The sequence below is a fragment of the Amycolatopsis sp. NBC_01307 genome (genome assembly GCF_035975215.1).
Classification (GTDB): domain Bacteria; phylum Actinomycetota; class Actinomycetes; order Mycobacteriales; family Pseudonocardiaceae; genus Amycolatopsis.
In genome coordinates this window covers 2,083,178-2,108,391 of sequence record NZ_CP108403.1, presented here as the reverse complement: position 1 = coordinate 2,108,391, position 25,214 = coordinate 2,083,178, and the positions used below count along the sequence as shown (strand labels likewise).

Annotated in this window: 24 protein-coding genes; 10 read left to right on the top strand and 14 right to left on the bottom strand. The window is 73.0% G+C overall.

The features are described 5' to 3' along the window. Nucleotides 1–5 precede the first annotated feature (5 nt). The 5 genes from OG439_RS09095 to OG439_RS09075 are packed head-to-tail and all read right to left on the bottom strand — an operon-like array spanning nucleotide 6 to nucleotide 4,987. On the bottom strand, nucleotides 6–809 hold the full coding sequence (locus tag OG439_RS09095) for an ATP-binding cassette domain-containing protein (RefSeq protein ID WP_326948928.1): 804 nt from the start codon (nucleotides 807–809) through the stop codon (nucleotides 6–8). Next, nucleotides 806–1,600, bottom strand: coding sequence for an ABC transporter ATP-binding protein (locus tag OG439_RS09090; RefSeq protein ID WP_326948927.1), 795 nt, complete (start codon nucleotides 1,598–1,600; stop codon nucleotides 806–808). The genes OG439_RS09095 and OG439_RS09090 overlap by 4 nt, the downstream gene beginning before the upstream one ends. Next, the gene (locus OG439_RS09085; RefSeq protein ID WP_326948926.1) at nucleotides 1,597–2,475 is read right to left on the bottom strand and encodes an ABC transporter permease; all 879 of its coding nucleotides are present in this window, start codon (nucleotides 2,473–2,475) and stop codon (nucleotides 1,597–1,599) included. The genes OG439_RS09090 and OG439_RS09085 overlap by 4 nt, the downstream gene beginning before the upstream one ends. Further along, nucleotides 2,472–3,443 (bottom strand): ABC transporter permease, encoded by a 972-nt coding sequence (locus tag OG439_RS09080; RefSeq protein ID WP_326948925.1) that lies wholly within the window; start codon nucleotides 3,441–3,443, stop codon nucleotides 2,472–2,474. The genes OG439_RS09085 and OG439_RS09080 overlap by 4 nt, the downstream gene beginning before the upstream one ends. Next, nucleotides 3,440–4,987: an ABC transporter substrate-binding protein gene (locus OG439_RS09075; protein ID WP_326948924.1), complete on the bottom strand. Its 1,548-nt coding sequence runs from the start codon at nucleotides 4,985–4,987 to the stop codon at nucleotides 3,440–3,442. The genes OG439_RS09080 and OG439_RS09075 overlap by 4 nt, the downstream gene beginning before the upstream one ends. 67 nt (nucleotides 4,988–5,054) lie before the next feature. On the opposite strand from OG439_RS09075, the gene OG439_RS09070 reads away from it, so the two are divergent. Both OG439_RS09070 and OG439_RS09065 read left to right on the top strand, forming a co-directional pair. Then, nucleotides 5,055–5,861, top strand: a complete 807-nt coding sequence (locus OG439_RS09070) for an IclR family transcriptional regulator (protein WP_326948923.1) — start codon at nucleotides 5,055–5,057, stop codon at nucleotides 5,859–5,861. Continuing rightward, nucleotides 5,851–6,855, top strand: coding sequence for a serine hydrolase domain-containing protein (locus OG439_RS09065; RefSeq protein ID WP_326948922.1), 1,005 nt, complete (start codon nucleotides 5,851–5,853; stop codon nucleotides 6,853–6,855). The genes OG439_RS09070 and OG439_RS09065 overlap by 11 nt, the downstream gene beginning before the upstream one ends. On the opposite strand, the gene OG439_RS09060 is transcribed toward OG439_RS09065, so the two are convergent. Beyond that, nucleotides 6,852–7,325 carry a MarR family winged helix-turn-helix transcriptional regulator gene (locus OG439_RS09060; protein WP_326948921.1) on the bottom strand — a complete coding sequence of 158 codons (474 nt, stop codon included), beginning with the start codon at nucleotides 7,323–7,325 and terminating at the stop codon, nucleotides 6,852–6,854. The two genes, OG439_RS09065 and OG439_RS09060, sit on opposite strands and share 4 nt — an antisense overlap. 84 nt (nucleotides 7,326–7,409) lie before the next feature. Between OG439_RS09060 and OG439_RS09055 the strand changes: the two genes are divergently transcribed. The 5 genes from OG439_RS09055 to OG439_RS09035 all read left to right on the top strand — a co-directional run bounded on the left by OG439_RS09055 (nucleotide 7,410) and on the right by OG439_RS09035 (nucleotide 10,462). Beyond that, nucleotides 7,410–8,003: an NADPH-dependent F420 reductase gene (locus tag OG439_RS09055; protein WP_326948920.1), complete on the top strand. Its 594-nt coding sequence runs from the start codon at nucleotides 7,410–7,412 to the stop codon at nucleotides 8,001–8,003. 125 nt (nucleotides 8,004–8,128) lie between these two features. Then, nucleotides 8,129–8,566 carry an ATP-binding protein gene (locus tag OG439_RS09050; RefSeq protein ID WP_326948919.1) on the top strand — a complete coding sequence of 146 codons (438 nt, stop codon included), beginning with the start codon at nucleotides 8,129–8,131 and terminating at the stop codon, nucleotides 8,564–8,566. Between the two features lie 68 nt (nucleotides 8,567–8,634). Then, the gene (locus OG439_RS09045; protein WP_247051110.1) at nucleotides 8,635–9,012 is read left to right on the top strand and encodes an STAS domain-containing protein; all 378 of its coding nucleotides are present in this window, start codon (nucleotides 8,635–8,637) and stop codon (nucleotides 9,010–9,012) included. Between the two features lie 89 nt (nucleotides 9,013–9,101). After that, nucleotides 9,102–9,311: a DUF2188 domain-containing protein gene (locus OG439_RS09040; protein WP_326948918.1), complete on the top strand. Its 210-nt coding sequence runs from the start codon at nucleotides 9,102–9,104 to the stop codon at nucleotides 9,309–9,311. 164 nt (nucleotides 9,312–9,475) lie between these two features. Next, the gene (locus OG439_RS09035; RefSeq protein ID WP_326948917.1) at nucleotides 9,476–10,462 is read left to right on the top strand and encodes an esterase/lipase family protein; all 987 of its coding nucleotides are present in this window, start codon (nucleotides 9,476–9,478) and stop codon (nucleotides 10,460–10,462) included. A 50-nt stretch (nucleotides 10,463–10,512) separates the two neighbouring features. Here the strand turns inward: OG439_RS09035 and OG439_RS09030 are convergent, their stop codons facing one another. Then, nucleotides 10,513–10,992, bottom strand: coding sequence for a hemerythrin domain-containing protein (locus OG439_RS09030; protein ID WP_326948916.1), 480 nt, complete (start codon nucleotides 10,990–10,992; stop codon nucleotides 10,513–10,515). A gap of 61 nt (nucleotides 10,993–11,053) precedes the next feature. Next, entirely contained in the window at nucleotides 11,054–12,244 is a 1,191-nt protein-coding gene (locus tag OG439_RS09025; protein ID WP_326948915.1) for a zinc-dependent alcohol dehydrogenase, read from the bottom strand. Nucleotides 12,245–12,436: 192 nt separating this feature from the next. On the opposite strand from OG439_RS09025, the gene OG439_RS09020 reads away from it, so the two are divergent. After that, nucleotides 12,437–12,844 (top strand): ATP-binding protein, encoded by a 408-nt coding sequence (locus OG439_RS09020; protein ID WP_326948914.1) that lies wholly within the window; start codon nucleotides 12,437–12,439, stop codon nucleotides 12,842–12,844. 3 nt (nucleotides 12,845–12,847) lie between these two features. On the opposite strand, the gene OG439_RS09015 is transcribed toward OG439_RS09020, so the two are convergent. Together OG439_RS09015 and OG439_RS09010 are read right to left on the bottom strand one after the other, a co-directional pair. Continuing rightward, nucleotides 12,848–13,264, bottom strand: coding sequence for an STAS domain-containing protein (locus OG439_RS09015; RefSeq protein ID WP_326948913.1), 417 nt, complete (start codon nucleotides 13,262–13,264; stop codon nucleotides 12,848–12,850). A 233-nt stretch (nucleotides 13,265–13,497) separates the two neighbouring features. Further along, nucleotides 13,498–13,968 (bottom strand): MarR family winged helix-turn-helix transcriptional regulator, encoded by a 471-nt coding sequence (locus OG439_RS09010; RefSeq protein ID WP_326948912.1) that lies wholly within the window; start codon nucleotides 13,966–13,968, stop codon nucleotides 13,498–13,500. 49 nt (nucleotides 13,969–14,017) lie between these two features. On the opposite strand from OG439_RS09010, the gene OG439_RS09005 reads away from it, so the two are divergent. Further along, nucleotides 14,018–15,241: an MFS transporter gene (locus OG439_RS09005; protein WP_326948911.1), complete on the top strand. Its 1,224-nt coding sequence runs from the start codon at nucleotides 14,018–14,020 to the stop codon at nucleotides 15,239–15,241. Nucleotides 15,242–15,245: 4 nt separating this feature from the next. On the opposite strand, the gene OG439_RS09000 is transcribed toward OG439_RS09005, so the two are convergent. The 3 genes from OG439_RS09000 to OG439_RS08990 all read right to left on the bottom strand — a co-directional run bounded on the left by OG439_RS09000 (nucleotide 15,246) and on the right by OG439_RS08990 (nucleotide 21,268). Next, complete coding sequence (locus OG439_RS09000; RefSeq protein ID WP_326948910.1) at nucleotides 15,246–17,003, bottom strand: SGNH/GDSL hydrolase family protein; 1,758 nt, start codon at nucleotides 17,001–17,003, stop codon at nucleotides 15,246–15,248. A 12-nt stretch (nucleotides 17,004–17,015) separates the two neighbouring features. Next, a complete protein-coding gene (locus tag OG439_RS08995; RefSeq protein WP_326948909.1) occupies nucleotides 17,016–20,216 on the bottom strand; it encodes a family 78 glycoside hydrolase catalytic domain in 3,201 nt (1,066 codons plus the stop codon). Nucleotides 20,217–20,374: 158 nt separating this feature from the next. Next, nucleotides 20,375–21,268, bottom strand: coding sequence for a TIGR03619 family F420-dependent LLM class oxidoreductase (locus tag OG439_RS08990; RefSeq protein WP_326948908.1), 894 nt, complete (start codon nucleotides 21,266–21,268; stop codon nucleotides 20,375–20,377). A gap of 154 nt (nucleotides 21,269–21,422) precedes the next feature. Between OG439_RS08990 and OG439_RS08985 the strand changes: the two genes are divergently transcribed. Beyond that, entirely contained in the window at nucleotides 21,423–22,487 is a 1,065-nt protein-coding gene (locus OG439_RS08985) for a serine hydrolase domain-containing protein (protein WP_326948907.1), read from the top strand. A gap of 18 nt (nucleotides 22,488–22,505) precedes the next feature. Here OG439_RS08985 and OG439_RS08980 read toward each other — a convergent pair whose 3' ends face one another. Then, nucleotides 22,506–25,193: a helix-turn-helix transcriptional regulator gene (locus tag OG439_RS08980; RefSeq protein WP_326948906.1), complete on the bottom strand. Its 2,688-nt coding sequence runs from the start codon at nucleotides 25,191–25,193 to the stop codon at nucleotides 22,506–22,508. Between the last annotated feature and the right edge of the window lie 21 nt (nucleotides 25,194–25,214).

Sequence of the window (25,214 nt, the reverse complement as noted above, 5' to 3'; positions counted from 1 at the left end):
CGCCCTCACGCCGTCACCTGGCGGCGGCGCGCGAGCCGGGGATCCGGGTTCGGGACCGCGTCGAGCAGGCTCTTCGTGTACTCGTGCGACGGCGACGCGAACAGCCGCGCCGACGGCGCCAGCTCCACGATCTTCCCCGCCCGCATCACCGCGACGCGGTCCGCGATCTGCTGCACCACCGCCAGGTTGTGCGACACGAACACGTACGTCAGCTTCAGCCGGTCCTGCAGGTCGGCCAGCAGGTCCAGCACCTGGGCCTGCACCGAGACGTCGAGGGCGCTCGTCGGCTCGTCGAGCACCACCAGCCGGGGTTCCAGGGCCAGCGCGCGGGCGATGGAGATCCGCTGCCGCTGGCCGCCGGAGAACTCGTGCGGATAACGGTCCTGGACCTGCGGTGACAGCCCGACGGCGTCCAGCAGGCCCGACACGCGCTCACGCACCTTCGCCCGGCCGCGGCGGCCCCGCAGTGAGACGTCGTGCGTCACCAGCGGTTCGGCGACGATCTCCGTCACGCGCAGCCGCGGGTTCATGCTCGAGTACGGGTCCTGCAGCACGACCTGCATCTCGCGCCGCACCTTGCGCAAGCTCGCCGCGCCCAGCGCGTGCAGGTCCGCGCCGTCGAACCGGACCGTGCCCGCCGTCGGCTCGATCAGGCACAGCAGCAGGCGGGTCAGCGTCGTCTTGCCGCTGCCCGACTCGCCGACGACGGCCAGGGTCTCCCCCGAGACGACGTCGAGGTCGACACCGTCCACCGCGGACAGTGCGCCGTAGTCCTTGCGCAGCCCGCGGATCTCGACCAGGTTCGTCATACCCGCTCCAGCTTCGGTGTCGCGCGCAGCAGTTCGCGTGTGTAGTCCTCGCGCGGCGCCTCGAACAGCGGCACCACGTCCCCGGTCTCGACGACCCGGCCCGACTTGAGCACCACGACCCGGTCGGCGACCTCCGCGACGACGCCGAGGTCGTGCGTGATGAGCAGGATCGCCATCCCGTGCCGCCGTTGCAGGTCGACCAGCAGCTCCAGGATCTGCGCCTGAACGGTGACGTCGAGGGCCGTGGTCGGCTCGTCGGCGATGAGCACCCGGGGCCGGCCGACCAGGGCCATCGCGATCATCACGCGTTGCCGCAGCCCGCCCGAGAGCTGGTGCGGGTACTGCGAAGCGCGCGCCTCGGGATCGGGAATCCCCGCCTCTCGCAACGCCTCCACGGCAGCGGCCCGCGCGTCGGAGCGTGACGCGTTCTGGTGCTTGCGGACGACCTCGGCCACCTGCGCGCCGACGCGCTTGACCGGGTTGAGGCTCGTCATCGGGTCCTGGAAGACCATCGCGACGTCGTTGCCGCGGATCCCCCGGAGGTCCTTTTCGGACAGTCGCAGCACGTCACGGCCGTCGAGGAGGATCTCGCCGCCCGCGTACACGCACGGCGGCTCGGGGTTGAGCCGCAGCACCGACAACGCGGTCGCGGTCTTGCCGCTGCCCGACTCCCCCACCAGCGCGAGGGTCTCGCCCTCGGCCACGGACAGGCTCACGCCGTCGACGGCGGTCACGGTGCCGGTGTCCACCCGGAACTCGACGCTCAGGTCGGTGATCTCCAGCAGGCTCATGAGCGGTACGCCTTCGGGTCCGCGACGTCGCGCAGGACGTCGCCGGTGATGTTGACGGCCAGCGCGGTGAGCATCAGCGCGACGCCGGGGAACACGGCCACCCACCACGACGTGCCGAGGTAGAGCTGGCCGTCGGCGAGCATCCCGCCCCAGGTCACGGTCCGCTTGGGCACGCCGAGACCGAGGTAGCTCAACGACGCCTCGGCGACGATCGCCGCGGCGACGTGCAGGGTGCCGATGGTCGCCAGCGGCGCCATCACGTTGGGCAGCAGGTGGCGGCGCATGATCGTGAAGTCCGTGACGCCGATCGCGCGCGCCTCGGTGACGAACTCCCTGGTGCGCAAGGAAAGCACCTCGGAGCGGATCACCCGGGCGTAGGACACCCAGCCGGTGAAGCCGAGCACCAGCACGACGTACCAGAGGCCGGAGCCGAGGAACCCGACGATGGCGAGCGCGAGCAGGATCGACGGGAACGCGAGCTGGATGTCGGCGATCCGCATCAGGATCCGGTCGAACCAGCCGCCGAGGAACCCGGCGACCAGGCCGATCGCGGCGCCGACGACGCCGGCCAGCAGCGCCGCGCACGCGCCGACGAGCAGCGAGACGCGGGCGCCGTAGCACAGGCGCGACAGGATGTCGCGGCCCAGCTGGTCGGTGCCGAGCAGGTGCGCGGAGTCGCCGCCGGCGGCCCACGCGGGTGGGTGCAGCCGCACCAGCAGATCCTGCGCGCCCGGGTCGTACGGCGCGATCAGCGGCGCGAGCAGGGCAGCGAGCACCACCAGCGTCAGCACGCTCACGGCGACGACGCCGAGCTTGTTGCGCAGGACCCCGCGCACCACACCCGGCCGGGCCAGGGGAACAGCGATGGCGGTCACGCGGTCACCCGCACCCTCGGGTCGAGAATCGTGTAGGACAGGTCCACCAGCAGGTTCACCACGACGAACGTCGCGGCGAAGAACAGCACCGCGGCCTGCACCAGCGGGAAGTCGCGGTTCTGGATGGCCTCGACGGTGAGCCGGCCGAGGCCGGGCCAGGAGAACACCTGCTCGGTGAGGATCGCGCCGCCCAGCAGGCTGCCGACCTCCAGGCCGACGACCGTGACGACGGGCAGCGCGGCGTTGCGCAGGCCGTGGCCCAGCACGATCCCGCCGGGGCTCAGGCCCTTGGCCCGCGCGGTGCGGATGTAGTCCGAGCCGAGCACGTCGACCAGGGAGCTGCGCAGCAACCGCGCGATCACCGCCACCGAGTACACCGCCAGCGTGATGGCCGGGAGCACGAGGTGCTCGAAGCCGCCGTAACCGGACGCGGGCAGCACCTGCAGCTGCACGGCGAAGATGAGGATCAGCAGGATCCCGACCCAGAACGCGGGCGTCGACTGGCCGACGAGGACCCCGGTCATCACGCCGGTGTCGCCCGCGCGGCCGCGGCGCAAGGCGGCGAACGTGCCCGCCGGGACGGCCAGCACGAGCGCGACGAGCAGCGCGGCGCCGGCCAGTTCCAGCGTCGCGGGGACGCGGGAGAACAGGACTTCGGCGACCGGCTGGTCGTAGACGAGCGACGTGCCCAGGTGCAGCCGCGGCAGGCCGCCGAGGTAGTCGAGGTACTGGGTGAGCAGCGGCCGGTCCAGCCCGAGGCTCGCGCGCAGCGTGGCCTCCTGCGCCGCGGTGGCGTCCGGCGGCAGGATCAGCTTCACCGGGTCGCCGGACAGCCGGACCAGGAAGAACGCCGCGGTGGCCACGAAGAACAGCACCACGATCGCGGTCAGCACCTTGGTGACGACCACGCGGAGCACCCCGCGGCCCGGGGCGGCCGGGCGGGTCACGGCGACGGCCGGCGCGGTCACCGGGTCACCGTCGCCTTCGCCATGCCGAGCACACCGACCACACCCGGTGTCCACTGTGGACGCGTGTTGACCGCGTAGACGTTGTCGATCTGGTAGAGGAACACGAACGGCGCCTCCTGCTTGAGAAGTTGCTGGAGCGAGGTGAAGGCCCGCTGCCGGTCGGCGGGCGCGAGCGACTGCTCCTCGGCGTCCACGAGCCGGTCGGCCTCGGGGTTGGTCCACCGGCTCTGCCGCCGGTCGTGGCGGACGTTGGACTGCACGAGGCTTTCGGCGTCGAGCGTCCAGCCGGTGCTGGCGGCGAGGTAGATCGGGCCGAGCGCGCCGCGGTTGCTGGACGTCAGGCGGCTGCTGTACGTGCCGGGGTCGACGAGGTCCACGCGGGCTCGGACGCCGACGCGGGCGAGGAGCCCGGAGATCGCCTCGGCGAGGTTCGAGTCGGCGGTCTGCGCGGTGATCGAAGTGTCGAACCCGGCCGCGAAGCCGGCTTCGGCGAGCAGCTGCTTCGCCAGGCCGACGTCACGGGTGAAGGGCGTGATCGCCGGGTCGAAGCCGAACGCCTCGCGCGGGAACATCGTCGGCACCTCGCGGGCCTTGCCGTCGAGCACGGCCTTGATCAGCAGCGGGACGTCGACGGCGTGGTTGAGCGCGCGGCGCACCCGGACGTCGCGCAGCGGGCCGGCGGTGGTGTCGAGTGAGAGGTACGACGTGCGGATGCCCGGGTAGTGCCGGATCGAGACGCCGGTGTAGCCCTGCAGCTGGAGCGCGGCGTCCGGGGTGAGCCCGGCGACGATGTCGACCTCGTCGCTCTGCAGCGAGGCCAGCGACGAGGACGCGTCGGGCATCGGGAGGAACACCAGCTCGTCGTAGGCCGGTTTGCCGCCCCAGTACGCGGGGTTCGCGCGCAGCCGCAGCTGGTGGTCGCGCTGGAACTCCTCGAAGGTGAACGGCCCGGTGCCGACCGGGTGCTTCGCGAAGCCGGCCGAGCCGACCTGCTTGAGGTAGCCGGGCGGCACGGCGACGCCGCCGAACAGCGAGACTTTGGCCGGGATGATCGGGTCCGGGGCGCTGCAGCGGAGGTCCACTGTGGACGCGTCGAGCGCGACGGCCTGCTTCACGTAGCGCAGCTCGACGATCGGCGACTTCGTGGCCGGGTCGAGCAGCCGGTTGATGCTGAACGCGACGGCGTTGGCGTCACACGGCTCGCCGTTGTGGAACCGCACGCCGGGGCGGAGCTTGAACCGCCAGGTCAGCGGGTCGGGCGAGGTCCACGACAGCGCGAGCCCGGGCGCGAGCTGGTTGTCCGGGCCGCGGGTGGTGAGCGTGTCGAACAGGTTGGTCAGCACGTTCATCGAGGTCAGGTCGCCCTGCTTCTGCGGGTCGAGCGTCTTGGGGTCCGACGACTGCGCGACCCGCAGCACAGTGCCGGTGGTGCCCGCGGCGCTGCCGCACGCGGAGAGCAGGCCGGGCAGGGCCAGCGCGGGGAGCGCGAGACCGCCGAGCCGGAGGGCGTCGCGGCGCGACAGCCGGGAACGGGCCACGGTCACCAACTATCTTCCGTCCTGTGAAACACCGTTCCGTCAGATGGAACGCGATTGCGCTAAGGTAGGCGGCGTGAACAACGCTGTCAACACTTCGCCCGGCAGCTCGCCCGGCAGCTCACGTGGTGCGGTCGAGAAGGCCCTGGAGGTGCTCGCCACCCTCTCGGCCCCCGGCGGCCCGCACCGGCTGGCCGACCTCGCACAGGCTTGTGACCTGCCGAAACCGACCGCGCACCGGATGCTGCAGACGTTCACCGAGGCCGGGTACGCGGTCGGTGCGGGCAGCGGGCGCTACACGGTCGGGCCGCGGCTGCTGGGCCTGTCGGCGGCGGCGCTGACCAGCACGCGGCCGCTGCGCCCGGTGCTGGCGGACCTGCAGCGGCGCAGCGGGCACACGGTGCACTACGCGGTGCGCCACGCCGACCGCGCGGTGTACGTCGAGAAGCTCGAACCGGACCAGGCCTACCGGCTCAACACCCGGCCCGGCGGCGAGGTGCCGCTGTACTGCACCGCCGTGGGCCGCGCGATCCTCTCGCGTCTGCCCGAGGCCGACGTCGCCGCGGCGCTCGCCACGCCGCTCACCGCGCGCACGGCCAAGACCTTGACCGACCCCGGCGCCGTCCGCCGCGAACTGGCCACTGTGGACAGTGCGGGTTACGTCGTGGACGACGAGCAGTTCGAGGCGCACGTGCGCTGCCTCGGCGCGCCGGTGCTGGACGCCGAGGGTGCCGTCGTCGGCGCGGTGAGCGTGTCGGGGCTGACGTTCACCCTGCAGCCGTCGAGCTTCGACGTCCTGGGGCCGCTCGTGGCCGAGGCGGCGAACCGGCTGTCCGCCGTCCTGGCCGGGACGGCGCCGCGGGCGGTGCCCGATGCTCGCTGACCTCCTCGCCCGGGCCCGCGACGCGCGGGTGTTCTCCGCCGCCGCGTGGTCGGTGGGCACCGCGGACGGTGTCCTCGACCGGGGCGTTCTCGGCACGCGGTGGCAGGACGGGCCACCCGCCGGCGAGACGAGCCGGTGGGATCTGGCGTCGGTGACCAAGCCCGTCGTGGGCATCGTGGTGGCCGCGCTGGCCGAGCGCGGCGTGCTCGCCCTCGACGACCCGCTCCCCCGCCACCTCCCGGCCTACGCCGGCACCGACAAGGCGTCGATCACCGTGCGGCAGCTGCTCCTGCACACCTCGGGCCTGCCCGGCGGCACGCCGTTGTGGCGGACGCACGACACCCGCGAGGCGCTGCTGGAAGCCATCCGCACGACGCCGTTGCCCGTCGCCCCCGGCACGCGCGTGGAGTACTCGTCGCAGGGGTTCATCCTGCTCGGCCTGATCGCGTCGGCCGCCGCCGGAAAGCCGTTGGACCGCCTGGTCGCGGACCTCGTCACGACACCGGCGGGGATGCCGGACACCGGCTTCGGCCCGGTGGCCGACGCCGTGGCCACCGAGGACTGCCCGTGGCGCGGCCGGGTCGTGCGCGGGCAGGTGCACGACGAGAACGCCGTGGTGCTGGGCGGAATCTGCGGCCACGCCGGGCTGTTCGCGCCGCTGGGCGACGTCGAGCGCCTCGGCCGGGTGCTCGCCGGCGGCGCCGCGCCGCTGCTGAAACCGGCCACGCACGCCGAGATGATCACCGTTCAGACGGCAGGCCTGCGCCGCGGCCTGGGGTGGCAGGGACTGGACGCCCCGGGTTCGCCGGTCGGCACCGCGCTGGAGCCGGATGCCTACGGCCACACCGGGTTCACCGGCACGAGCCTGTGGGTGGAGCCTTCGCGTGGGCGGTACTACGTGCTGCTCACCAACCGCGTCCACCCGACGCGCTCGGGCGACGCGATCGCGGCGGTGCGCCGCGAGTTCCACGACACGGCGGCCCGGCTGGGCTAGCCGTCACCGGCGGTCAGGGCCGCGAGGCGGCCGCGGACCTTCTCGCCGATGGTGGTGAGCGTCTCCAGCTCCGCCACGGTGAGCTGGTCGATGAACGCGTGCCGGACGTCGGCCACGTGCTGTGGGGCCGCGGCCTCGATCAGTTCCCGGCCTCGCGGGGTGCTGACGACGACCGCCCCGCGCTGGTCGGTGGCGCACCGCTCGCGCGTCACCAGGCCGCGGTGCTGCATCCGGCCCAGGTGCTGGGACAAGCGGCTCTTCTCCCAACGCAGCAGCTCGCCGAGTTCGAACGACCGCAACCGGCCTTCCGGCGCCTCGGAAAGGTGGGCCAGCACCTGGTAGTCGGCCCGGGACAGCCCGCAGCGGGTCCGCAGCTGCCGCTCGATGAACTCCGAGAGACCGTCCTGCATCGCCATCAGGCCACGCCAGGCCCGGTCTTCCCGTTCGTCCAGCCACCGCGCGTCCGCCATGACCGGGACTCTACCGCTTGGTTGACATGTGAACCAGTTGCGGCCTACGTTTGGTTAACACGTTAACCACATCGGGAGGACACCATGACCACGCGCCCCGCGATCATCGGCAGCGGCAACATCGGCTCGGCCCTGGCCCGGCTGTTCGCCCGGGCCGGCGTCGAGGTGAGCATCGCCAACACCCGCGGACCGGAGTCGCTGCCGTCGTTCGGCGCCGGCGTGCACGCCGTGCCGCTGGAAGAGACGCTGGAGAGCGACGTCCTCTTCCTGGCGATCCCGTTCACGGCGGTCGAGCGCTTCGGCAAGTCCCGGCCGGACTGGACCGGCAAGACCGTCGTCGACACCACGAACGCGTACTACGCGCCGAACGCCGACGAGATCCTGCAAGGCCGGCTGTCCACCCACTACGTCGCCGAGCAGCTGCCCGGCGCCGAGGTCGTCAAGGCCTTCAACCAGCTGCCGTCCGGGACCCTCGCGGCCGAACCCGCCCCGGGACCGGGCAAGCGGGTGGTCTTCATCGCGACCGACGCGCCGGCCGCGGGCGACCGGATCGCGGACCTCGCCGTCGCGCTCGGCTTCGCCGCGGTGCAGCTGGGCCGGATCGACGAAGGCGGCCGCCTGATCCAGGCGCAGAACGCCCTCGTGCTGCGCAACTTCGTCGAGCTGCCGCTGCGCTGAGCACGGCGCTCCGACGGCCGCGGCGGGCGCCGATCCCGAGCGCGGGTAGCCTGCCTGGAGAACACGACAGCCCAGGCAGGGTCCTCACCTCTGGGAACGGGCCCGCGGGAGGAGTCGTTTTGCCGGTGACCTGGGCTCGAGACGACCAGGCCGGCTGGCAGATCCTGGACGTGACCGGCCGCGACCGGGCCGACTCGGCGTCCGCGCGGCACTGGGCCGAAGCCCGGCTCGCCACGCTGGGCGAACCACACCGCCTCGACGTGCTCATGGTGATCGGCGAACTGCTCGACAACGCCTATCAGCACGCCGACGGCCCCACCCAGGTCCGGCTCCACCGGCTCGCCGACCCCTGCGAGATCACCGTGGCCGTCGCCGACACCAGCGGCAGCTCGCCGCGGCTGCGCGTCCCCGACGACCACGGCGGCCGCGGGCTGCTGCTCGTCGACCAGCTGTGCCTCGCCTGGGGCGCGAGCTACCACGACGACGGCAAGGTCGTGTGGGGCCGCCTCGGCTGCGCGGAGCCCGGCCTCGCCTGCCCGAAGGACGAAGCCGGCCCGAGCTAGGCAGGCCCCTTGGTATCCGCCGCCGGACCTGGTGGGATGGAACCGGCCACGCGAGTGGAGGAGCTGCCATGGAGACGCCGCGTCCGGACGGCACCGGACCCGCCGACGACCTGCTCACGGTGACCCGGCAGAGCGCCGGTGACGGCGACGTGAGCGTGCGGGCGCGCGGCGAGGTCGACGCCTCGACCAGCCCCGTCCTGGAGGACGCGCTGACCGCGGAGCTCGCCGGCGGCCCGCGACGGCTCACGCTCGACCTCGACTCCGTGACCTTCTTCAGCTCCGCCGGCATCTCGACGCTGGTGACCGTGCAGGGGCGCTGCGCCGACCGCGGAACGAGGTTCGTCGTCCTCGCACCGCGCCGGGTCCGGCGGGTGATCGGCCTCGCCGGGATCGACCGGGTCGTGACGGTGCTCGACTCGGGCGCCCCCGGCCCGGGCGGCACTTGAGCCCTTGATCGGCGGTACCGCGTTTGTGTCGCACCGGGAAGGGCACCCACCTCGGGTAGGACGGCCCACCCACGGTGAAAGGCGTCGGCGTGACCCGGGGAGACGTGCACACGTACTACGAAGACGGACTGTGGAAGAACCGGATCGAGGGCGGCGTCCGCGCCTCGAACACCTCGGCGCGCCGCAGCGACGCGGTGTCGTTCGGGCGCACGATGGCGCGCCGGAAGCGGGTCACGCACTTCGTCCACGACGCGGCGGGAAACGTCGAAAGCCGGAAAACGTACGGGCCGCGTTCCTGACGGCGATTCGGCGTCCATTCAGGACAGTGAGAACGGCCCGGGCCCGGCAGTGCGTCGGACGTCACCCCGGCGCTTCGGGTCCGGCCGCGTACCGGGCGTCGACGCGGGTAGTCCCCCACCTGAGGCCGGCCGGTCCTGCGGCGGCGAAGCACGGAAGAAGCACCATGACGAAGACGACCGCTTCGGCGCTGCACGCACTGCTGGGCCGGGTCCCCGCGCGACTCGCGTGGCGGTACTGGGCCGGCTCGGTGCTCGAGTCCTCGGCGGGGCACTACGTCACCGGGGTCGCCCACGGGGTGTTCGGCGCGAGCCTGCCCGCTCCCGGCCGGGACGCCATGACCGTCCGAGCGGCCCGAAGAGCCGTCGAGGTCGAGCGCCGGACGCTCGCCGCGGCCTTCCCGGACGCGACCGGCAGCGTGGTGGTCTTCCTGCACGGCCTGGTGGAGACCGAGCGCGGCTGGTTCCGCGATGCGACCCCCGGCGCCGACTTCGGGACGCGCTTGGCCGCCGACGTCGGCAGCACCCCGGTGTACCTGCGGTACAACTCGGGCCGCCACGTCTGGGAGAACGGCCGTGAGCTCGTCGCGCTGCTGTCCCGGCTCGTCGCCGCGTGGCCGGTCCCCGTCACCGACGTCGTCCTCATCGGACACTCCATGGGCGGCCTGGTCGCGCGAAGCGCGCTGTACCAAGCACAAGAACAGGGTTCGCCGTGGCTCCCCCGCGTGACGCGCCTGGTGTGCCTGGGCACCCCGCACCGCGGCGCGCCGCTCGAACGCCACGTCGCCCGGCTCGTCGGCGTGCTCGGCCGCTCGGCCGCGGCGGCGCCCCTGGCCCGGGTGCTCGCGCTGCGCAGCGACGGCATCCAGGACCTCGCCTACGGCCACGTCCACCACGCGCAAGCAGAGGCCGGGGCCACCTGGCGACCGGAACCCGGCTCGGGCGCGGGCATCCGCCGGTTGTTCGTGTCCGCGACGCTCTCGCGCACCCAGGACAGCACGTGGGGCCGGCTCTTCGGCGATCTCCTGGTGACCCCGGTCGGGAGCGACGACCTGACCGAGGACGCCGACGTCGTCTGGCTCGGCGGGCTGAACCACTTCGCGCTGCTGCACGAGAACGTCGTCTACGAGGCCCTGCTCGGCTGGTTGCGGTGACGGGACCGGCCCGGGCGCGAGTGCGCCCGGGCCGGTTCACGCGACGCGCGTCAGGCGTGCGCGCTGCGGATCTTCAGCGGGTCCTTGGGGGCCTTCGACCGGATGTCGCGCATGGTCTGCCCGATCTCCTGCAACCGCTTGCGCCCCAACGCCTTGCGCACCTCCGGGAACCACTCTTCCTCTTCTTCTTCGACGTGGTGGCGCACGCTTTCGGTGAGCACGGTGACCTTCGCGTCGAAGGTTTCGTCCTTCGGGTCGAGCGTCCGCAGCTCGGCCATCAGCCACACCATCACGTGGTGCTCTTCCACGCTTTCCAGCACGTGGTCGCGCGTTTCCGGAACGGCTTCGCGGGCGACGGGGTAGAAGATCTCTTCTTCGATGTACGTGTGGGTGGTCAGCTCCTCGATCATCGCGTCGACGAGCTTCCGCTTCTCCTGGTAGGCCCGCTCGCCCGCCTTCTCGAACTGCTTGAACAGCCTTTCGACTGTCTTGTGATCGTCCTTGAGCATCACGATCGCGTCGGTCGACACGGGCAGCCTCCTTCGTCCCCCGGCGGGTACCCGCCGGGGGACGGCCCAACCGGCGTCCCGCTCAGGACCCCGGCCGCAGCAGGATCTTCTGGGCACCGTCGAGCTTCTTCTGGAACATCTCGTACGCCCGGGGCGCCTCCGACAGCGGCAGCTTGTGCGTGGCGAACCCTTCGACGCCGAGCGGGTCGCCGTCCCCGGTCAGCACCGGCATGATGTCGTCGATCCAGTGGCGGACGTTCGCTTGGCCCATCCGCAGCTGGAGCTGCTTGTCGAACATGTCCATCAGCGGCAGCGGGTCGACCATCCCGCCGTACACCCCGGACAGCGAGATCGTGCCGCCGCGGCGCACGCTGTCGATCGCGGCGTAGACGACGCTCAACCGGTCGATGCCGGCCTTCTCGGTGATCTTCGCGCCGATCGGCTGCGGCAGCATCGCGACCAGGTTGTGCGCGAGCTTGCCCACCGGGGCGCCGTGCGCCTCCATGCCGACGGCGTCGATCACCGAGTCGGCGCCGCGGCCGCCGGTCAGCTGCCGGATCGCGTCGCCGATGACCTTGTGGTCGCGGGTGTCGATCGCGGTGGCGCCGTGTTCGCGGGCGCGGGCGAGCCGTTCCGGCACCAGGTCGACGCCGATGACCTGGCCGGCGCCGCGGTGGCGGGCGATCCGGCAGGCCATCTGCCCGATCGGGCCGAGGCCGAAGACCACGACCGTGCCGTCGCGGGGGACGTTCGCGTACTCGACGGCCTGCCAGGCGGTCGGGACGACGTCGGACAGGTAGACGAACCGCTCGTCCGGCGGGCCGTCCGGGACCTTGACCGGCCCGTACTGCGCCTGCGGGACCCGCAGATACTCGGCCTGCCCGCCCGGCACCTGGCCGTAGAGCTTGGTGTAGCCCAGCAGCGCGGCGCCCTTGCCCTGGCCGGTGACCTGGGTGGTCTCGCACTGCGACTGCAGCCCGCGCTCGCACATCCAGCAGTGGCCGCACGAGATGTTGAACGGGACGACCACGCGGTCACCCGGCTTCAGGCCGGTCACCTCGGCCCCGACCTCCTCGACCACGCCCATCGGCTCGTGGCCCAGGATGTCGCCCTCGGTCATGAACGCCCCGAGCACCTCGTACAGGTGCAGGTCGGAGCCGCAGATGCCGCTGGAGGTGATCCGCACGATCGCGTCGGTGGGTTCTTCGAGCTTCGGATCCGGCACTTCTTCGACGCGGACGTCACGCTTGCCGTGCCAGGTCACTGCCTTCATGGGACTCCTCTGCGGGTACGGACTACCCGGTTTCCCGCGACGGGCGGGCACAAACCCGGTTCAGCCGGTCGGGGCGTCCGCGAAAAGGGGCGCGAGTCACGGGTAAGCCCGGCGGCTCGGGGTACCTACCGGACAACGACGCCGGCCACCTGTGCTCCCCGGTGTGGCGGACGTCGTCGTGAGGAGTTGTTCATGCCGGTGACCTGGCGCGAAACCGATCGGCCCGGCTGGCAGGTCCTGGACCTGACCGGCCACGATCTCGCCGACCTCGCCGCGGCCCGGCGGTGGACCGAAGCGCGGCTCTCGACCCTCGACGAGGCCCACCGCGTCGACACGATGCTGGTCGTCGGGGAGCTGCTCGACAACGCCTACCACCACGCGAAAGGGCCGATCCAGCTCCGGCTCCACCAGGTGGACGACCCCTGCGAGGTCGTGGTGGCCGTCGCCGACCACGGCGGCGGCGTGCCGCGCATGCGGGACCCGGCCCACGACGGCGGCCGCGGGCTGCTGCTGGTCGACCGGATCTGCCGGGCCTGGGGTGTCAGCGACGACGACGGCGGCAAGACCGTCTGGGGCCGGGTCCCCTGCACGGAAGCCTGAGGGCTAGCAGTCCGGCGCCGGCTCGGTCAGCCGCGGCAGCAGCGCCAGCCACGACAACGCCTCGGCGAGGTCGCGGTAGACCGGCAGCACCCGCTCCAGCCCCAGCGCGGTCAGCGGGCGCAGCACCGACCGCTGCCGGGTCACGAGCACGAACGGGACCCCGGCGGCGTGCGCGTCGGCGGCGGTCTTCACCAGCACGGTCAGCGCCCGCGCCGCGCAGAAGGTGACGGCCGCGGCGTCGACCACGAGGACCGGCGGCCGCAGGGCCAGTTCACGCTCGAGCGACTCGGCGAGCGAAGCGGCGACGGAGATGTCGAGCTCACCGGCCGCGGCCAGCACCGTGGCCTCGGCCGAGACCGAAACGTCGAACCGCGCCGACGCGAACACGCCGCGCTGACGGGGCAGCGGAACAGCAGGCATGACGGGTGGCCTCCCTCTTCACCGTGAGGCCAAACCGCGGCGTGCACCAGTCCAGTCCCACGCCGGTCCCGGACGGGATCGCGGATGTGGGGTGCGGCGGCTGCTCAGGTGAACCGCTGCACCCCTGACGGTACAACCGATTCACAACCGATGCAGAATCCGGGTCCCGAAGCCCGGCTCCTGGCCTGGCGCGGGCGACCTGACGAGCGTGCAACGGTTGTGCGACGCGGTGCTCAGGACGCGTCTTCGCCGGGTTCCGGCAGCCGCCCCGCGACGTGGTCGCGGAGCCGGCCCAGAGTGTCGAGCAGAGCGCTGCGCTCGGCGGCGCCGAGGACGGCGAAGGTGTGTTCGGCGTGCGCGTCGTGCAGGGCCTTGATCTCGCCGAGGTGTTCGCGGCCCTTGGCGGTGATCTCGAGCCGGGTGGAGCGGCGGTCGCCGGGGTCGTCGCACCGGCGCAGCAGGCCCTCGTCCTCCAGGCCGTCCACCAGGGACGTGATCGACCGGCCGGTGACGCCGAGCCGGTCCTTGAGCTCACCCATCCGCGGGGTGCCCGCTTCGTCGACGGCGAGCATCAGCAGCACCCGGGACGTGGACCAGCCGCGTTGCTGGTAGGGCTGCCCGGCGTACCGCCGCAGCGCGTGGGTGGTGCGCATGAGCGCGTCGGCCAGCTGCGCCCCGGACGGCGGCGTTATCTCACTTGACACGCTCCCAGAGTAGCCGCAACCCTCATGTACACAATTGACACTATCCGGGTTGAAACGTCTTGGGGAGAACATCGTGTGGCGAAGCCGCAACTACCGGCTGCAGTTCGCGAGTGCGGTCGTCTCGGCGCTGGGTACGGCCGCCGCCCCGGTCGCGATGGCGTTCGCGATCCTCTACGCCGGCGGCTCGGGCACGGCGGTGGGCCTGGTGTCCGCGGCGGGCACGGTGCCGGCGGTGTTGTTCTTCGCGATCGGCGGCGTCGTGGCCGACCGGCTGCCGCGGCACCTGGTCATCGTGGCCGCGAACCTGGTCAGCGCGCTCGCGCAGGCGCTGTTCGCGCTGGTGGTCTTCATGGAATCGGTGAAGGTCTGGCAGCTGGTGGTCTTCGCCGCCGTCAACGGCCTCGCCATCGCTTTCCGCATGCCCGCCACCGAGGGTCTGCTGATGCGCAGCGTGGACCGGGCGGACGCGAGCAAGGCGTTCGCGCTCTTCCGGACCGGCCTCAACGGCGCCCAGGTCGCCGGGGCCGCGCTCGGCGGTGTGCTGGTCGCGGGCTTCGGCCCGGGCTGGGTACTGGCCCTCGACGCGGCGACGTTCCTCGTCGCGTCCGGACTGGGGGTGCTGATGGAGGTCGACGGCCACCTGCGCAAGCGCACCGCGCTGCTGACCGAGCTGCGCGAAGGCTGGACGGAGTTCGCCGGCCGGCGGTGGTTGTGGAGCGTGGTGGGCCAGTTCGCCGTCGTCAACGCCCTCGGTGTCGGCGCTTTCGCCGTCCTCGGCGCGCTGGCCGCCCACGCGAAGTTCAACGGCGCGGCCGACTGGGGTTTCATCCTGTCGTGCGACGCGGCCGGCATGATCCTCGGCGGCTTGCGCATGGTGCGGTTGCGGCCGAAGCGGCTGCTGGTGTCCGGTACCGCCGCGGCGTCGCTGCTGGCCCTGCCGCTCGCGGCGTTCGCGGCTTCGGCGCCGCTCCTGGTGATCTGCGCGGCGTCCCTGCTGGCCGGGGTCGGCGTGGAGATCTTCAGCGTCAACTGGCTGACGACCCTGCGGCAGGAGGTGCCGCACGACAAGTTCTCGCGCGTCGCGGCCTACGAGGCACTCGGCTCCTTCGGGCTCACTCCCCTGGGCGCGGCCGCCGCGGGTCCGGCGGCGGACAAGATCGGCCTGGACCGCACGCTGTGGTGCGCGACCGGCGCCATCGTGGCCGCGACCGCCGCGGTCCTTGCCATTCCCGACGTGCGGCGGATCCGCCGCACGGCAGAGAGTCCGAAGTAGACACTCACAGCGCGTCGAGGGGGATGGCCTCGGCCATGGCGCGGTAGCCCGCGTCGCCGGGGTGCAGGTGGTCGCCCGAGTCGTAGACCGGCAGCATGGCCTCCGGGTCGGCCGGGTCGCGGACCGCCGCGTCGAAGTCGATCCAGCCGTCGAACACTCCCGTGCTCGTGCGGATGAAGGTGTTCACCTGGTCGCGGGCCGCCAGGTGGGCGTCGTTGCTGCAGGAGCAGCCCTTGATCGGCGTGAGCGTGGCCGCCAGCACCCGGATGCGGGCCGCGTGCAGCTCGGTGGCGATCTGTTTCAGCCCGGCGATGACGTCGTCGGCGCTCGCGTCGCTGTTGATGTCGTTGATGCCCTCCAGCACGATCGCGGAGCGGGCCCCGGGCTGGCTGATCAGGTCGTGGCCCAGCCGGGCGAGGCCGCTCACGCCGGCCGTGCGGCCGTCGGGGAAGCCGCTGAAGGCGTCCTGCAGGATGCGGTTGCCCGCGATGCCCTCGTCGACCACCCCGGGCGCACTGTCCGGGCCGCGCGCGAGCAGGCGCTGGGCCAGGAAGTCCGGCCAGCGGCTGTTGGTGTTCGGGGTCGACGAGTAGCCGTCGGTGATCGAGTCGCCGAAGGCCACCACGGAACCGGCCGGGCCCGCGTCCGCGACGTCGATGCCGCTGAGGATCGTCCAGAAGCCGAACGTGCCGGCGGACGGGAAGTCGCCGGCGTCGGCGGTGTGGTCGCCGGTGCCGTCCGCCGTGGTGTACATGTCCTGCAGCCCGACGCTGTGCGCGGGCGCGTTGGTCACGGTCCCCTTCAGGTACAGGCTCACGAGCAGGTCGGCGTCGGCGGGCACTGCGAACGGCAGCGCGTCGCTGACGGCCTGTCCGCCCGCGGGCAACCCGGCTTCCGGCTGCCCGCCGAAGGTCAGGGTGACCGGCGTGCTCACCGGCGTCGCGCCCGCCTGCCGCACCGCGACGGTGGCGTGGCCGACGACCAGCGGCCCGGGGTCGTAGGCGTTGTCGAGCCGGACCCGCGCCTGGGAGCCGCCGCGGCTGGTGTGCTCGACCATGCGCAGCGTCCGCTCGGTCCACGGACCCGCGGCGAGGCCGTCGTCGGTCGCCGCGGCCCACGTTCCCGCCCACGGCCCGGCCGCGGGCCGCACGCCGAGGGCGAACACGTGCAGGGCCGCGCCCGGGCTGATCGTGGGCAGGGTGACGGCGGTGGCCGGCGCACCCGGGTCGAGCGGGACCGACACCGTGTACAGCTTGGCGGAGAAGGCGTTCGGCCCGCTCGGGGTGTTCCACCGCGGGAACGACACGGTCATCCGGTCACCCGGCCCGAAGTACCAGTCGGGTGCGCCCAGCTGAAAGGCCTGGACGTGCCCGTCCGCGTACTCGATCGTCCCGGTCCCGGCGGACGCCGTACCCGTGCTCGTCACCAGGAACGACAGCGCCGCACCGGAAAAGGCACCCTCGATCCGCTGGCCGGCGGCGACGACGTTGTCGGGCGAGCCCGGGCTGTAGCCGGGCAGCGCCAGCGGTGCGCCGTCGACGGTGACCGTGCGGCCCGGATCCCAGCCCGCGGCGGCGAGGTCTTCGGCGATGAGGCTGTGCCCGCTCCCGTCGAGGTCGGCCGCGCCCGGCTGGGCGGCGGTGCTGACGCCGACGTTGTCGAAGGCGGCGGCGAGACCCGGGTAGCTGACGGCCGCGGCGGCCGTGCTGACCGGGACGACAAGACCGGCGACCACCAAGGCGGCCAAGAGGATTCGCTTCACAAGGACTCCCAGTCAGTCGCAGTGGCGGGCGGTGAACGTCCAGGTGCCGGAGCCCACGGAGAACCGGTTCGCCCCCGGCAACGGCGTCGCACCCGGCGGCGCCGTCACGCCCGTACCGGGGACCGTCACCGTGCCGGTCGTGGTGGCGGGCACCGTGACGGTCAGGTCCAGCCGGCACCCGGACTGCGTCCACGCCGACGAAACCGGGCCGCGGACCGTGTCGAGCGACGCCGCCACGTGCCCGAGACCGGCGGGAACCTGGGGTGCGAAAGCGATCGCGGCGTAGCCGGGCGCGGCCGGGGTGATCCCGGCGAACTGCGTGTACAGCGCGGCGTTGACGCCCGCGAACATGGCGTGGTCGTGGGTTTCCATGCCGGACTGGTACGTCCACTGCTCCCACGGCGTCGTCGCGCCGCGGCCGATCTCGTACCCGAACCCGGGGTAGGTCTTCTGGTCGAGCACGGTCAGCGCGACGTCGATCCGGCCGACCTTGGCGAGCGCCTCGGGCAGGTAGCGGGTGCCGAAGATGCCGGTGTCGAGGTGGCCGCCGTTCTTCGTCAGGATCGTGTCGACGAGCTGCGCGCCGACGGCGGCGAGCTTGTCCGGCGGCACGATGCCGAAGGCGAGCGGCAGGATGCTGGTGGTCTGGCGGCCGTCGCCGTAGGTGTTGCCTGCGGCGTTGAGGAAGTGCGCGTTGAACGCGTCGGCGATCGACGTCGCCAGTCCGGCGAAGTGGGCCGCGTCGGCCGCGTTCCCCAGTGCTCGCGCGGCTTTCGCGACGTCGGCGGCCTGCCGGAACGACAGGGCCGTGTTGACGATCGACCGCTCGCTGAAGCAGTCGCCCGCCGACGGGTTTCCCTGACCCCCGTTGGCGTTCGGGCCGCGGTCGGGCGGGCACCAGTCGCCGAACCCGCGGTCGTCCGGCCAGATCCGGCCGGGGTAGGCGGCCGCGTTGGTGTCCACGAACGCCGTCATCTTCGGGTAGGTCGCGGCGAGGCGCCCGAGGTCGCCGTACTGCTCGTAGAGCGACCACGCGAGGTCGACCGATCCGCCGCCCATGTCCGGCAGCTGCGCGTTGCCCGCGTCGCTGGGCAGCGCCGTGCCGGGCGGCAGGTCCTGCAGGTACTTGCCGTAGAAGCCGTCCATGCCGAAGTCGAGGACGGCCGCGTCGTGGTAGGCCTGCACGTCCATGCCCGGCGGCGTCCGCTCGTCGCGGACCGGGTTGTCGGTGGGCAGGCTCATCGAGTTGTTCAGGACGGCACGCCGGTTGTTCGCCCAGATCGTGTTCAGCAGCGGGTCGGACGTCTCGACGTGCCCGGTGGCCGCGACGTCGGCGTGCGCGACGCGGCCGGCGACGCTGCCGAGGTCCGGCGTGCCCGGGAAGCCGGTCAGCTCGAGGTAGCGGAAGCCGTGGTAGGTGAACCGCGGCTCGTAGACCTGGGTCCCCGCGGCGGATCCGAGCGTGTAGGAGTCGGTCGACGCGGCGTTCCGGTTGGTGCTGGTGTCGAGCATCCCGTCGGCGCCGACCTCCTCCGCCGTGCGCATCCGCACGGTCGTCCCGGCCGGCCCGGCGACGCGGAGCTGCGCCCAGCCCGCGAAGTTCTGCCCGAAGTCGTAGACGTGGACACCCGGGCGGGGCTGCTTCACCGACACCGCGCGCAGGGTCTGCACCACGCGGATCGGCGGCGCCGTGGCGGCGGTGAGGGTGGCGCTGGGCGCCGCGACCGTGCGCACCGGGTGCCAGGACGCGTCGGCGAAACCGGGCCGGTCCCAGCCGTTCTGCTGCAGCCGCGCGTCGTAGCTCTCCCCCGCGTAGAGGTCGTTGGCCGTCACCGGGCCGTCGGACCAGCGCCAGGTGTCGTCGGTGGTGACGGTCCGGGTCGTCCCGTCGGTGAAGGTGACGGCGAGCGCGAGGATGCCCTGTTTCGGGCCCGTCCACCGGAAGCCGTACTGGCTGAACCGCGAGCCGTACCCGTTGCCGAGCCACAGGCCCACGGCGTTGCGCCCGGCGTGGACCTGCTTGGTGACGTCGAAGGAGTCGTAGAGGTTTCGCTGGTCGTAAGGGGTACTGGCGGGCGAGAGGACCTGGTCGCCGGTCTTATCGCCGTTGAGGTGGAGTTCGTAGAAGCCGAGGCCGTAGACGTACGCCCGCGCGGTGGCGACCGGCTTGTCCAGGACGAACTCGTGGCGCAGCAACGGCGCGTCCGGCGTCTGGGCCAGCAGGACCGGGTCGCCCTGCGGTTCCAGCTGGCCGTCGGCGATGGTGACGCCGGGGAAGCGCGGGTCCGGGACGGCCGAGAAGTCGTCGGAGAACAGCGGTGTGCCGTCGGGCGCGTGCACGGCGACGTTGTCGTAGCGGGCGTCCTCGGCCGTGCCCTGGCTGACGGACGTCCGGAAGCCGAGGGTGCCGGTGGTCGCCGCGCCGACCGTGCGGGAGTCGACCTGCGTGCCGTCGATCGAGGTGACGACGGTGTCGCCGCGGGCTTCGAGACGCAGGTGGTGCGGTGCGCCGACGGTGCCCGGGGTGATGACGGGCGCGAGGTCGGTCTCGCCGAGGAGCGTGAAGGCGCCGTGGCTCTTCACGTGCGGCCGCAGCAGCACTTTGCCCGGTGTCGTGGCCGCGTTGACCTGCCACATCAGGAAGTCGTCGGGGCCGGCGGCGCGGAAGAGGACGCTCGCGGCGCCCGCCTTGATCGTGAAGTCGAGGTCGAGGGTGAAGTCCTGCCACGCGTACGCGCTCCCCGCGTCCGGGCTGATCCAGGCCGCGCTCCCCCAGTCCGCCGGCCCGGTCTCCCACCAGGCGGGCCCGGCCGGTTTTGTCACGCCACCGCGGGAATCCCAGACTTCGACGGTCCAGTAGCTCCGCTTCCCGGCCGCGGCGGCCGCACCGCGGTAGGGCACCGAAACCGACTCGCCGCTCACGACCTTGCCGCTGTCCCAGACGTCGGTGCGACGCGCCGCGAGCAGGCCGGGCGAACTGGCGACGAGGATCCGGTAGGCCGTCTGCCGCGCGCCGGACCGGTCGGAGCGCAGTTTCCAGCTCAGCGTCGGAACGCCGGTGGTGGCCAGCGGGTTGACAACGTTGTCGGCGCGCAGGTCGTAGACCTCGATCCCCGCGCCGCGATCCCCCGCGAGCGCGGGGGTGCCGAGGAAGAGCGTCGAGAGCAAGGCGCACAGGAAAGCGAGCGCGACTCGTGCGGGGTGACCGGGCATGGACGCTCCACTCGCGGCCGCAGCCGGCCGACGTCAAATCTTCGCTGATTTGAAACGTTTCAAGTTATCTTATCACCACGCCGGTGACGCAGACAACCGGAAATCGTCGGGAACGCTCCGGTGGCGGCTCACCCGCGGGCGGGCCGCCACCGGGGATTTCAGCCCTGGGCGGTCAGTTCCAGCAACCGGCCGGTGAGGTCGATGTGCTCGTCCACACTGCTGGTCAGGTAGCTGATGTCGATGAAGGTGTGGTCCGGCTCGAGGATCGAGACGATCTTGACGACGGACTCGGCGATGTCCTCTGGCTTCGTGTCCGGGGCCGCGTTCACCCGCAGCGCCGCGCTCAGCGCCCCCGGGTCACGGCCGGCCTGCTCGGCGTCGGCGCGGAGCTTGGCCAGGGTCGTGGTGAGCACGTCCGCGGGGAACGCTTCGGGGATCGACCAGACCGGCAGCCAGCCGTCGGCCCGCTCGGCGACCCGGCGCAGCGACTTCTCGCCGAACCCGGCCAGGTGCACCGGCGGCTTCCGCACCGGCTTGAGGTCGACGTACGACTCCGCGATCTTGTAGCCGACACCCTCGTGGGACACGATGTCCTTGCTCCACCAGGTGTCGAGCAGGTCGAGCAGGTCGTCGAGCCGCTTGCCGCGCTCGGACATCGGGATGCCGACGGCGTCGTATTCGTCCGGCGACCAGCCGATGCCCAGCCCGGGCAGCAGCCGGCCGTTGCTGGCGACGTCGATGCTGGTCAGCAGCCGCGCGAGGTTGGCGGGCTGGTACTGCGTGGCGTTGATGGTGCTGGAGCCGAGGATCACGGTCTCGGTCACCGCCGCGGCGACGGCCAGCGCGGCGAACGGGTCCTGGGCGGTCCGGAACTCGTCGGGCATGGTCTCGTAACCCGGGTAGGGCACCACGGGCTTGACCGGCGACAACAGCCGGTCCCCCACCCACAGACCGGCCGCCCCGGCCTCTTCGGCGGCCCGCGCGTACCGCGCGACCCCGCCCGGCGTGGCCGCCGCCTTGCCGAACACCGGAAGGCTGAAACCAATGCGCATCAATGACTCCCCTGGAGAACGAACGGATCATGGAGGTCCTGGTGCCACTACTACTCGCATCTGGTTGTTCGTTCAAGTAATTCGGCGGCGCGGCTGATCACGGCCTGCGTTAATCCGTTGGCGCCGGCCGGGAAACGAGGGTTGGGTACCGCTCATGGCCCACATCGAGGGTACGTGTGACGAACGGTTCGAAGCGGTGCGGGACGCCCTGGCGGCGTCGCTGGACAAGGACGACGTCGGGGCGTCCGTCGCGGTGTACGTGGACGGTGCGCCGGTCGTCGACCTCTGGGGCGGGTACGCCGACGAGGCGCGGACGCGGCCGTGGGAGCGCGACACGATCACCGCGGTCTGGTCGACCACCAAGACGATGACCGCGCTGTGCGCGCTGATCCTCGCCGATCGCGGTGAGCTCGACCTGGACGCGCCCGTGGCCGCGTACTGGCCCGAGTTCGCCGCCGCCGGGAAGGGCGACGTGCGGGTGCGGCACGTGCTCGGGCACACCGCGGGCCTGCCGTCCTGGGACGAGCCCCTGACCGTCGAGCAGCTCTACGACTGGCCCGCGATGACCGCGCTGCTGGCGGCGCAGGCGCCCGCCTCGAAGCCGGGCACAGTGGGCGCCTACCACGCCGTCACGCAGGGGTACCTGGCCGGCGAGGTGATCCGCCGGGTCACCGGGCGCCGGCTCGGCCGGTTCTTCGCCGAGGAGGTGGCCGGGCCGCTGGGCGCCGACTTCCACATCGGGCTGGCGCCCGAGCACGACCACCGGGTCGCGCCGGTCATCCCGGCCACGACGCGGGCGCCCGAGTTCGCGGACCGTGGGCCCGGCAACCCGGACGTCCCCGCGGCGGTGGCCAACACGGAGGCGTGGCGGCGGGCGGACATCCCGTCCGCCAACGGGTTCGGCAACGCGCGGTCGGTGGCCGCCGTGCAGTCGGTGCTCACCTCGGGCGGCCGGGGGCTGCTGTCCGCGGCCGGCTGCGAGCGGGCCCTGGAGGAGCAGTTCGCCGGCGAAGACCAGGTCCTGGGCGCCCGGATCCGGTACGGCATGGGTTACGCCGTGCAGGGCCGCAGCTGTTCCTGGGGCGGCTGGGGCGGATCGCTCGTCATGAACGACTTCGACCGCCGCATGACCGTGGCATATGTGATGAACCGGATGCTGGAACAAGGCCCGCTGGGCGACGACCGCGGGCTGAGCGTCGTGCTGGCCACGTTCGGCTGACCGGCCGGGCCCCGGGCGTCAGACGTCGAGGCCCGGCTGGTTCCGCAGCTGCCGGCGGGACGTGATGCCCAGTTTGCGGAAGATGTTGCGCAGATGGGCATCCACGGTGCGGGGGCTGAGGAACAGCTGCGCGGCGATCTCGTTGGACGTCGCGCCGGTGGCGGCCATGCGGGCGATGTGCGTCTCCTGCATGGTCAGCCGGTCCGCGGTGCGCGCGGACCGGGCCCGCGCCGTTTCGCCGGTGGCGCGCAGTTCCTTCGCCGCGCGCTCGGCGAACGCTTCCATCCCCGCGCCCGTCAGGAGTTCGTGCGCGGTGCGCAGGTGCTCGCGGCTGTCGCGCCGGCGGCCTTCGCGGCGCAGCCATTCCCCGTACAGGAGGTGCGCCCGGGCCCGGTACGCGAGCAGCGGGCTCTCCCCCAGGTGCTCGACGGCGTCGCGGTAGTGGTCCTCGACGCCGGTCACCACGCCGCGCGCGTACGCCGCGACGCCGAGGCCCGTGGCGGTTCCGCTCGCTTCGGTGCGTTCGGTCAGCGACGCCAGGGCCGCGGCGGCTTCGGCGGGATTTCCGGTCCGGGCGGCCGCCTCCACCAGTTCGGGCAGAGCTGCTCCGGCGAGGGAGAGCCCGCCGTGCGCGGTGGCCTGGCGGGCGGCCGCCAGCGCGGCCGGGTAGTCGGCCAGCCCGTTGTGCAGCACGGCCGACGCCCAGTGCACGTTGGCGACCAGCTGGCCCGCGCCGCCGGCGGTCGCGGTCGCCGTGGCGGACTCGAACAGCGCCAGGGCCTCCTCGCGACGGCCGCGCATCGCCGCCAGGTGCAGCCGCGGGTACAGCATCGGCGGCCCGTCGACCGCGTCGGCGATCGCCTCCTCCTCGGCGATCGCCGCCATCGCCTGCCCGGTGTCGCCGGTCAGCGCGCCCTGCGAGGCCAGCTGGGCGAGGCCGAGCCGCAGGACGAGCGGCGACCCCGACTCGCGGCCGGTCTTCATCAGCCACTCGGTGATCGCCGCCTGGGCGTGGGGATCCCACATCTCCGACGCGAGCATGATCGCGAGCGCCGGCCGTTGCGTCCACAAGGGACTGTCACCGTCGTCGAACAGTTTGCGCAGCAGGGGAACCGCGGCCCGGTGCTCTCCCCCGGTCACCAGCACCAGCACGTCGAGGACGTCCGGTGAGCCCGGCGCGGGCCCGGCGGACCGGACCGCGGCCAGCACCGTGTCCAGCACACCACCGGGCCGGCCGACGAGCAGGCCCATCTCGAGCGCGTCGAGGTAGCACTCGCGCGACCGGTCCGGATCCAGCTCCGCGAGCCGCCGCGCGGCCCGCACCATGAACATCGGGCCGTCGCCGTCGTGGTGCCGCTGGAAGGCGACCTGACCGCGCAGGAGATCGACCTGCGCGTGCCGGATCTCGTCCAGGGCCACGGGTTCGACGACCGTGAGGAGCTCGGCCGCCGCGTCGGGCGCACCCGCGTCGAGTGCGGCCCGGGCCGCGACGATCGTCCGTTCGACCCGCTTCCCGGCGTCCAGCGACAACGCGGCAGCGCGGTCCAGGAAGGCCGCGGCGGCCACCACCCCACCCCGGGACCGGGCCCGGGACGCGCACCGCTCCAGCTCGGCGGCGACGTCGTCGTCGGGGCCGGCGCAGGCCTGGGCGCGGTGCCAGGCCCGCCGGTCGGGATCGACGGCCGGGTCGGTGACCTCGGCCAGCACCCGGTGGACCGCGTAGCGCCGACTCGCCTCCGCGGCCTGGTAGACCGCCGACCGGGCCAGCGGGTGGCAGAAGCGGACGCGGGTGGCGAACTCGACCAGCCCGGTGGCGGCCGCGGCCGCGCCGGCCGTGGCGACGTCGAGGTCCAGCCGCCGCGCGGCCGGCCACAGCAGGCCCGGGTCGCCGGTCGGGTCGGCGCTCGCGAGGGTGAGCAGCAGCCGCGCGGCGGCGGGCAGGTCCGCCAGCCGGGCCTGGAAGCCGCGTTCGATCCGGGACGGCACCGACGAGGAGTCCGGCGCGGCGAACCCGCCGGCCGTCGAGAGTTCCAGCAACGCCAACGGGTTCCCGCGCGCCTCGGCCAGCAGCCGGGCGCGCACCTGCTCGTCGAGCGTCACGTGGCTCCGCGCCGCCAGCAGCTCCCGCGCGTCGGTGTCGCTCAGCCCGTCGACGTCCACGCCCGGCAGCCCGGCCAGCGCGCCCGCACCCGGCGGCCGGACCGCGACCACCACCGCCACGCGCTCGGCGCCGACGCGACGGGCGAGGAAAGCCAGTGCCTTGGCCGACTCCGCGTCCAGCCACTGCGCGTCGTCGACGACGCACAGCAGCGGGCGTTCCGCCGCCGCGGCCGCCAGCAGCGCCAGGGTCGCCAGGCCGACGCGGAACAGGTCCGGGGTGCCCTCGGCCAGCCCGAACGCGACGCGCAGGGCGTCGCCGTGCCGGCCGGGCAGGTCGGCGAGCCGCGCCAGCACCGGCACGCACAACTGGTGCAGCGCGGCGAACGGCAGCTCCGACTCGAACTCGGCGCCGCCGGCCCGCACGACCCGGAACCCGGACGCCTGTGCGGCGTGCTCCAGCAGCGCGCTCTTGCCGATCCCCGCCTCACCGCGGAGCACGAGCACGCCACCCTCGCCCGCGCGTGCCGCCGTCGTCAGCTCGTCGATCCGCCGGATCTCGGCGCGCCGCCCGAAGAGCGGTCCACGGGGGTGCGCCGGCGTCCGCATCCCGCGAATGCTAGCCGGGCC

What these genes read in the sequence shown, in the direction of transcription:
- OG439_RS08980 (WP_326948906.1), bottom strand. Translation starts at nt 25,193, where the DNA reads ATGCGGACGCCGGCGCACCCCCGTGGACCGCTCTTCGGGCGGCGCGCC.
- OG439_RS09020 (WP_326948914.1), top strand. Translation starts at nt 12,437, where the DNA reads ATGCCGGTGACCTGGCGCGAAACCGATCGGCCCGGCTGGCAGGTCCTG.
- OG439_RS09065 (WP_326948922.1), top strand. Translation starts at nt 5,851, where the DNA reads ATGCTCGCTGACCTCCTCGCCCGGGCCCGCGACGCGCGGGTGTTCTCC.
- OG439_RS09055 (WP_326948920.1), top strand. Translation starts at nt 7,410, where the DNA reads ATGACCACGCGCCCCGCGATCATCGGCAGCGGCAACATCGGCTCGGCC.
- OG439_RS08985 (WP_326948907.1), top strand. Translation starts at nt 21,423, where the DNA reads ATGGCCCACATCGAGGGTACGTGTGACGAACGGTTCGAAGCGGTGCGG.
- OG439_RS09035 (WP_326948917.1), top strand. Translation starts at nt 9,476, where the DNA reads ATGACGAAGACGACCGCTTCGGCGCTGCACGCACTGCTGGGCCGGGTC.
- OG439_RS09025 (WP_326948915.1), bottom strand. Translation starts at nt 12,244, where the DNA reads ATGAAGGCAGTGACCTGGCACGGCAAGCGTGACGTCCGCGTCGAAGAA.
- OG439_RS09015 (WP_326948913.1), bottom strand. Translation starts at nt 13,264, where the DNA reads ATGCCTGCTGTTCCGCTGCCCCGTCAGCGCGGCGTGTTCGCGTCGGCG.
- OG439_RS08990 (WP_326948908.1), bottom strand. Translation starts at nt 21,268, where the DNA reads ATGCGCATTGGTTTCAGCCTTCCGGTGTTCGGCAAGGCGGCGGCCACG.
- OG439_RS09060 (WP_326948921.1), bottom strand. Translation starts at nt 7,325, where the DNA reads ATGGCGGACGCGCGGTGGCTGGACGAACGGGAAGACCGGGCCTGGCGT.
- OG439_RS09090 (WP_326948927.1), bottom strand. Translation starts at nt 1,600, where the DNA reads ATGAGCCTGCTGGAGATCACCGACCTGAGCGTCGAGTTCCGGGTGGAC.
- OG439_RS08995 (WP_326948909.1), bottom strand. Translation starts at nt 20,216, where the DNA reads ATGCCCGGTCACCCCGCACGAGTCGCGCTCGCTTTCCTGTGCGCCTTG.
- OG439_RS09045 (WP_247051110.1), top strand. Translation starts at nt 8,635, where the DNA reads ATGGAGACGCCGCGTCCGGACGGCACCGGACCCGCCGACGACCTGCTC.
- OG439_RS09095 (WP_326948928.1), bottom strand. Translation starts at nt 809, where the DNA reads ATGACGAACCTGGTCGAGATCCGCGGGCTGCGCAAGGACTACGGCGCA.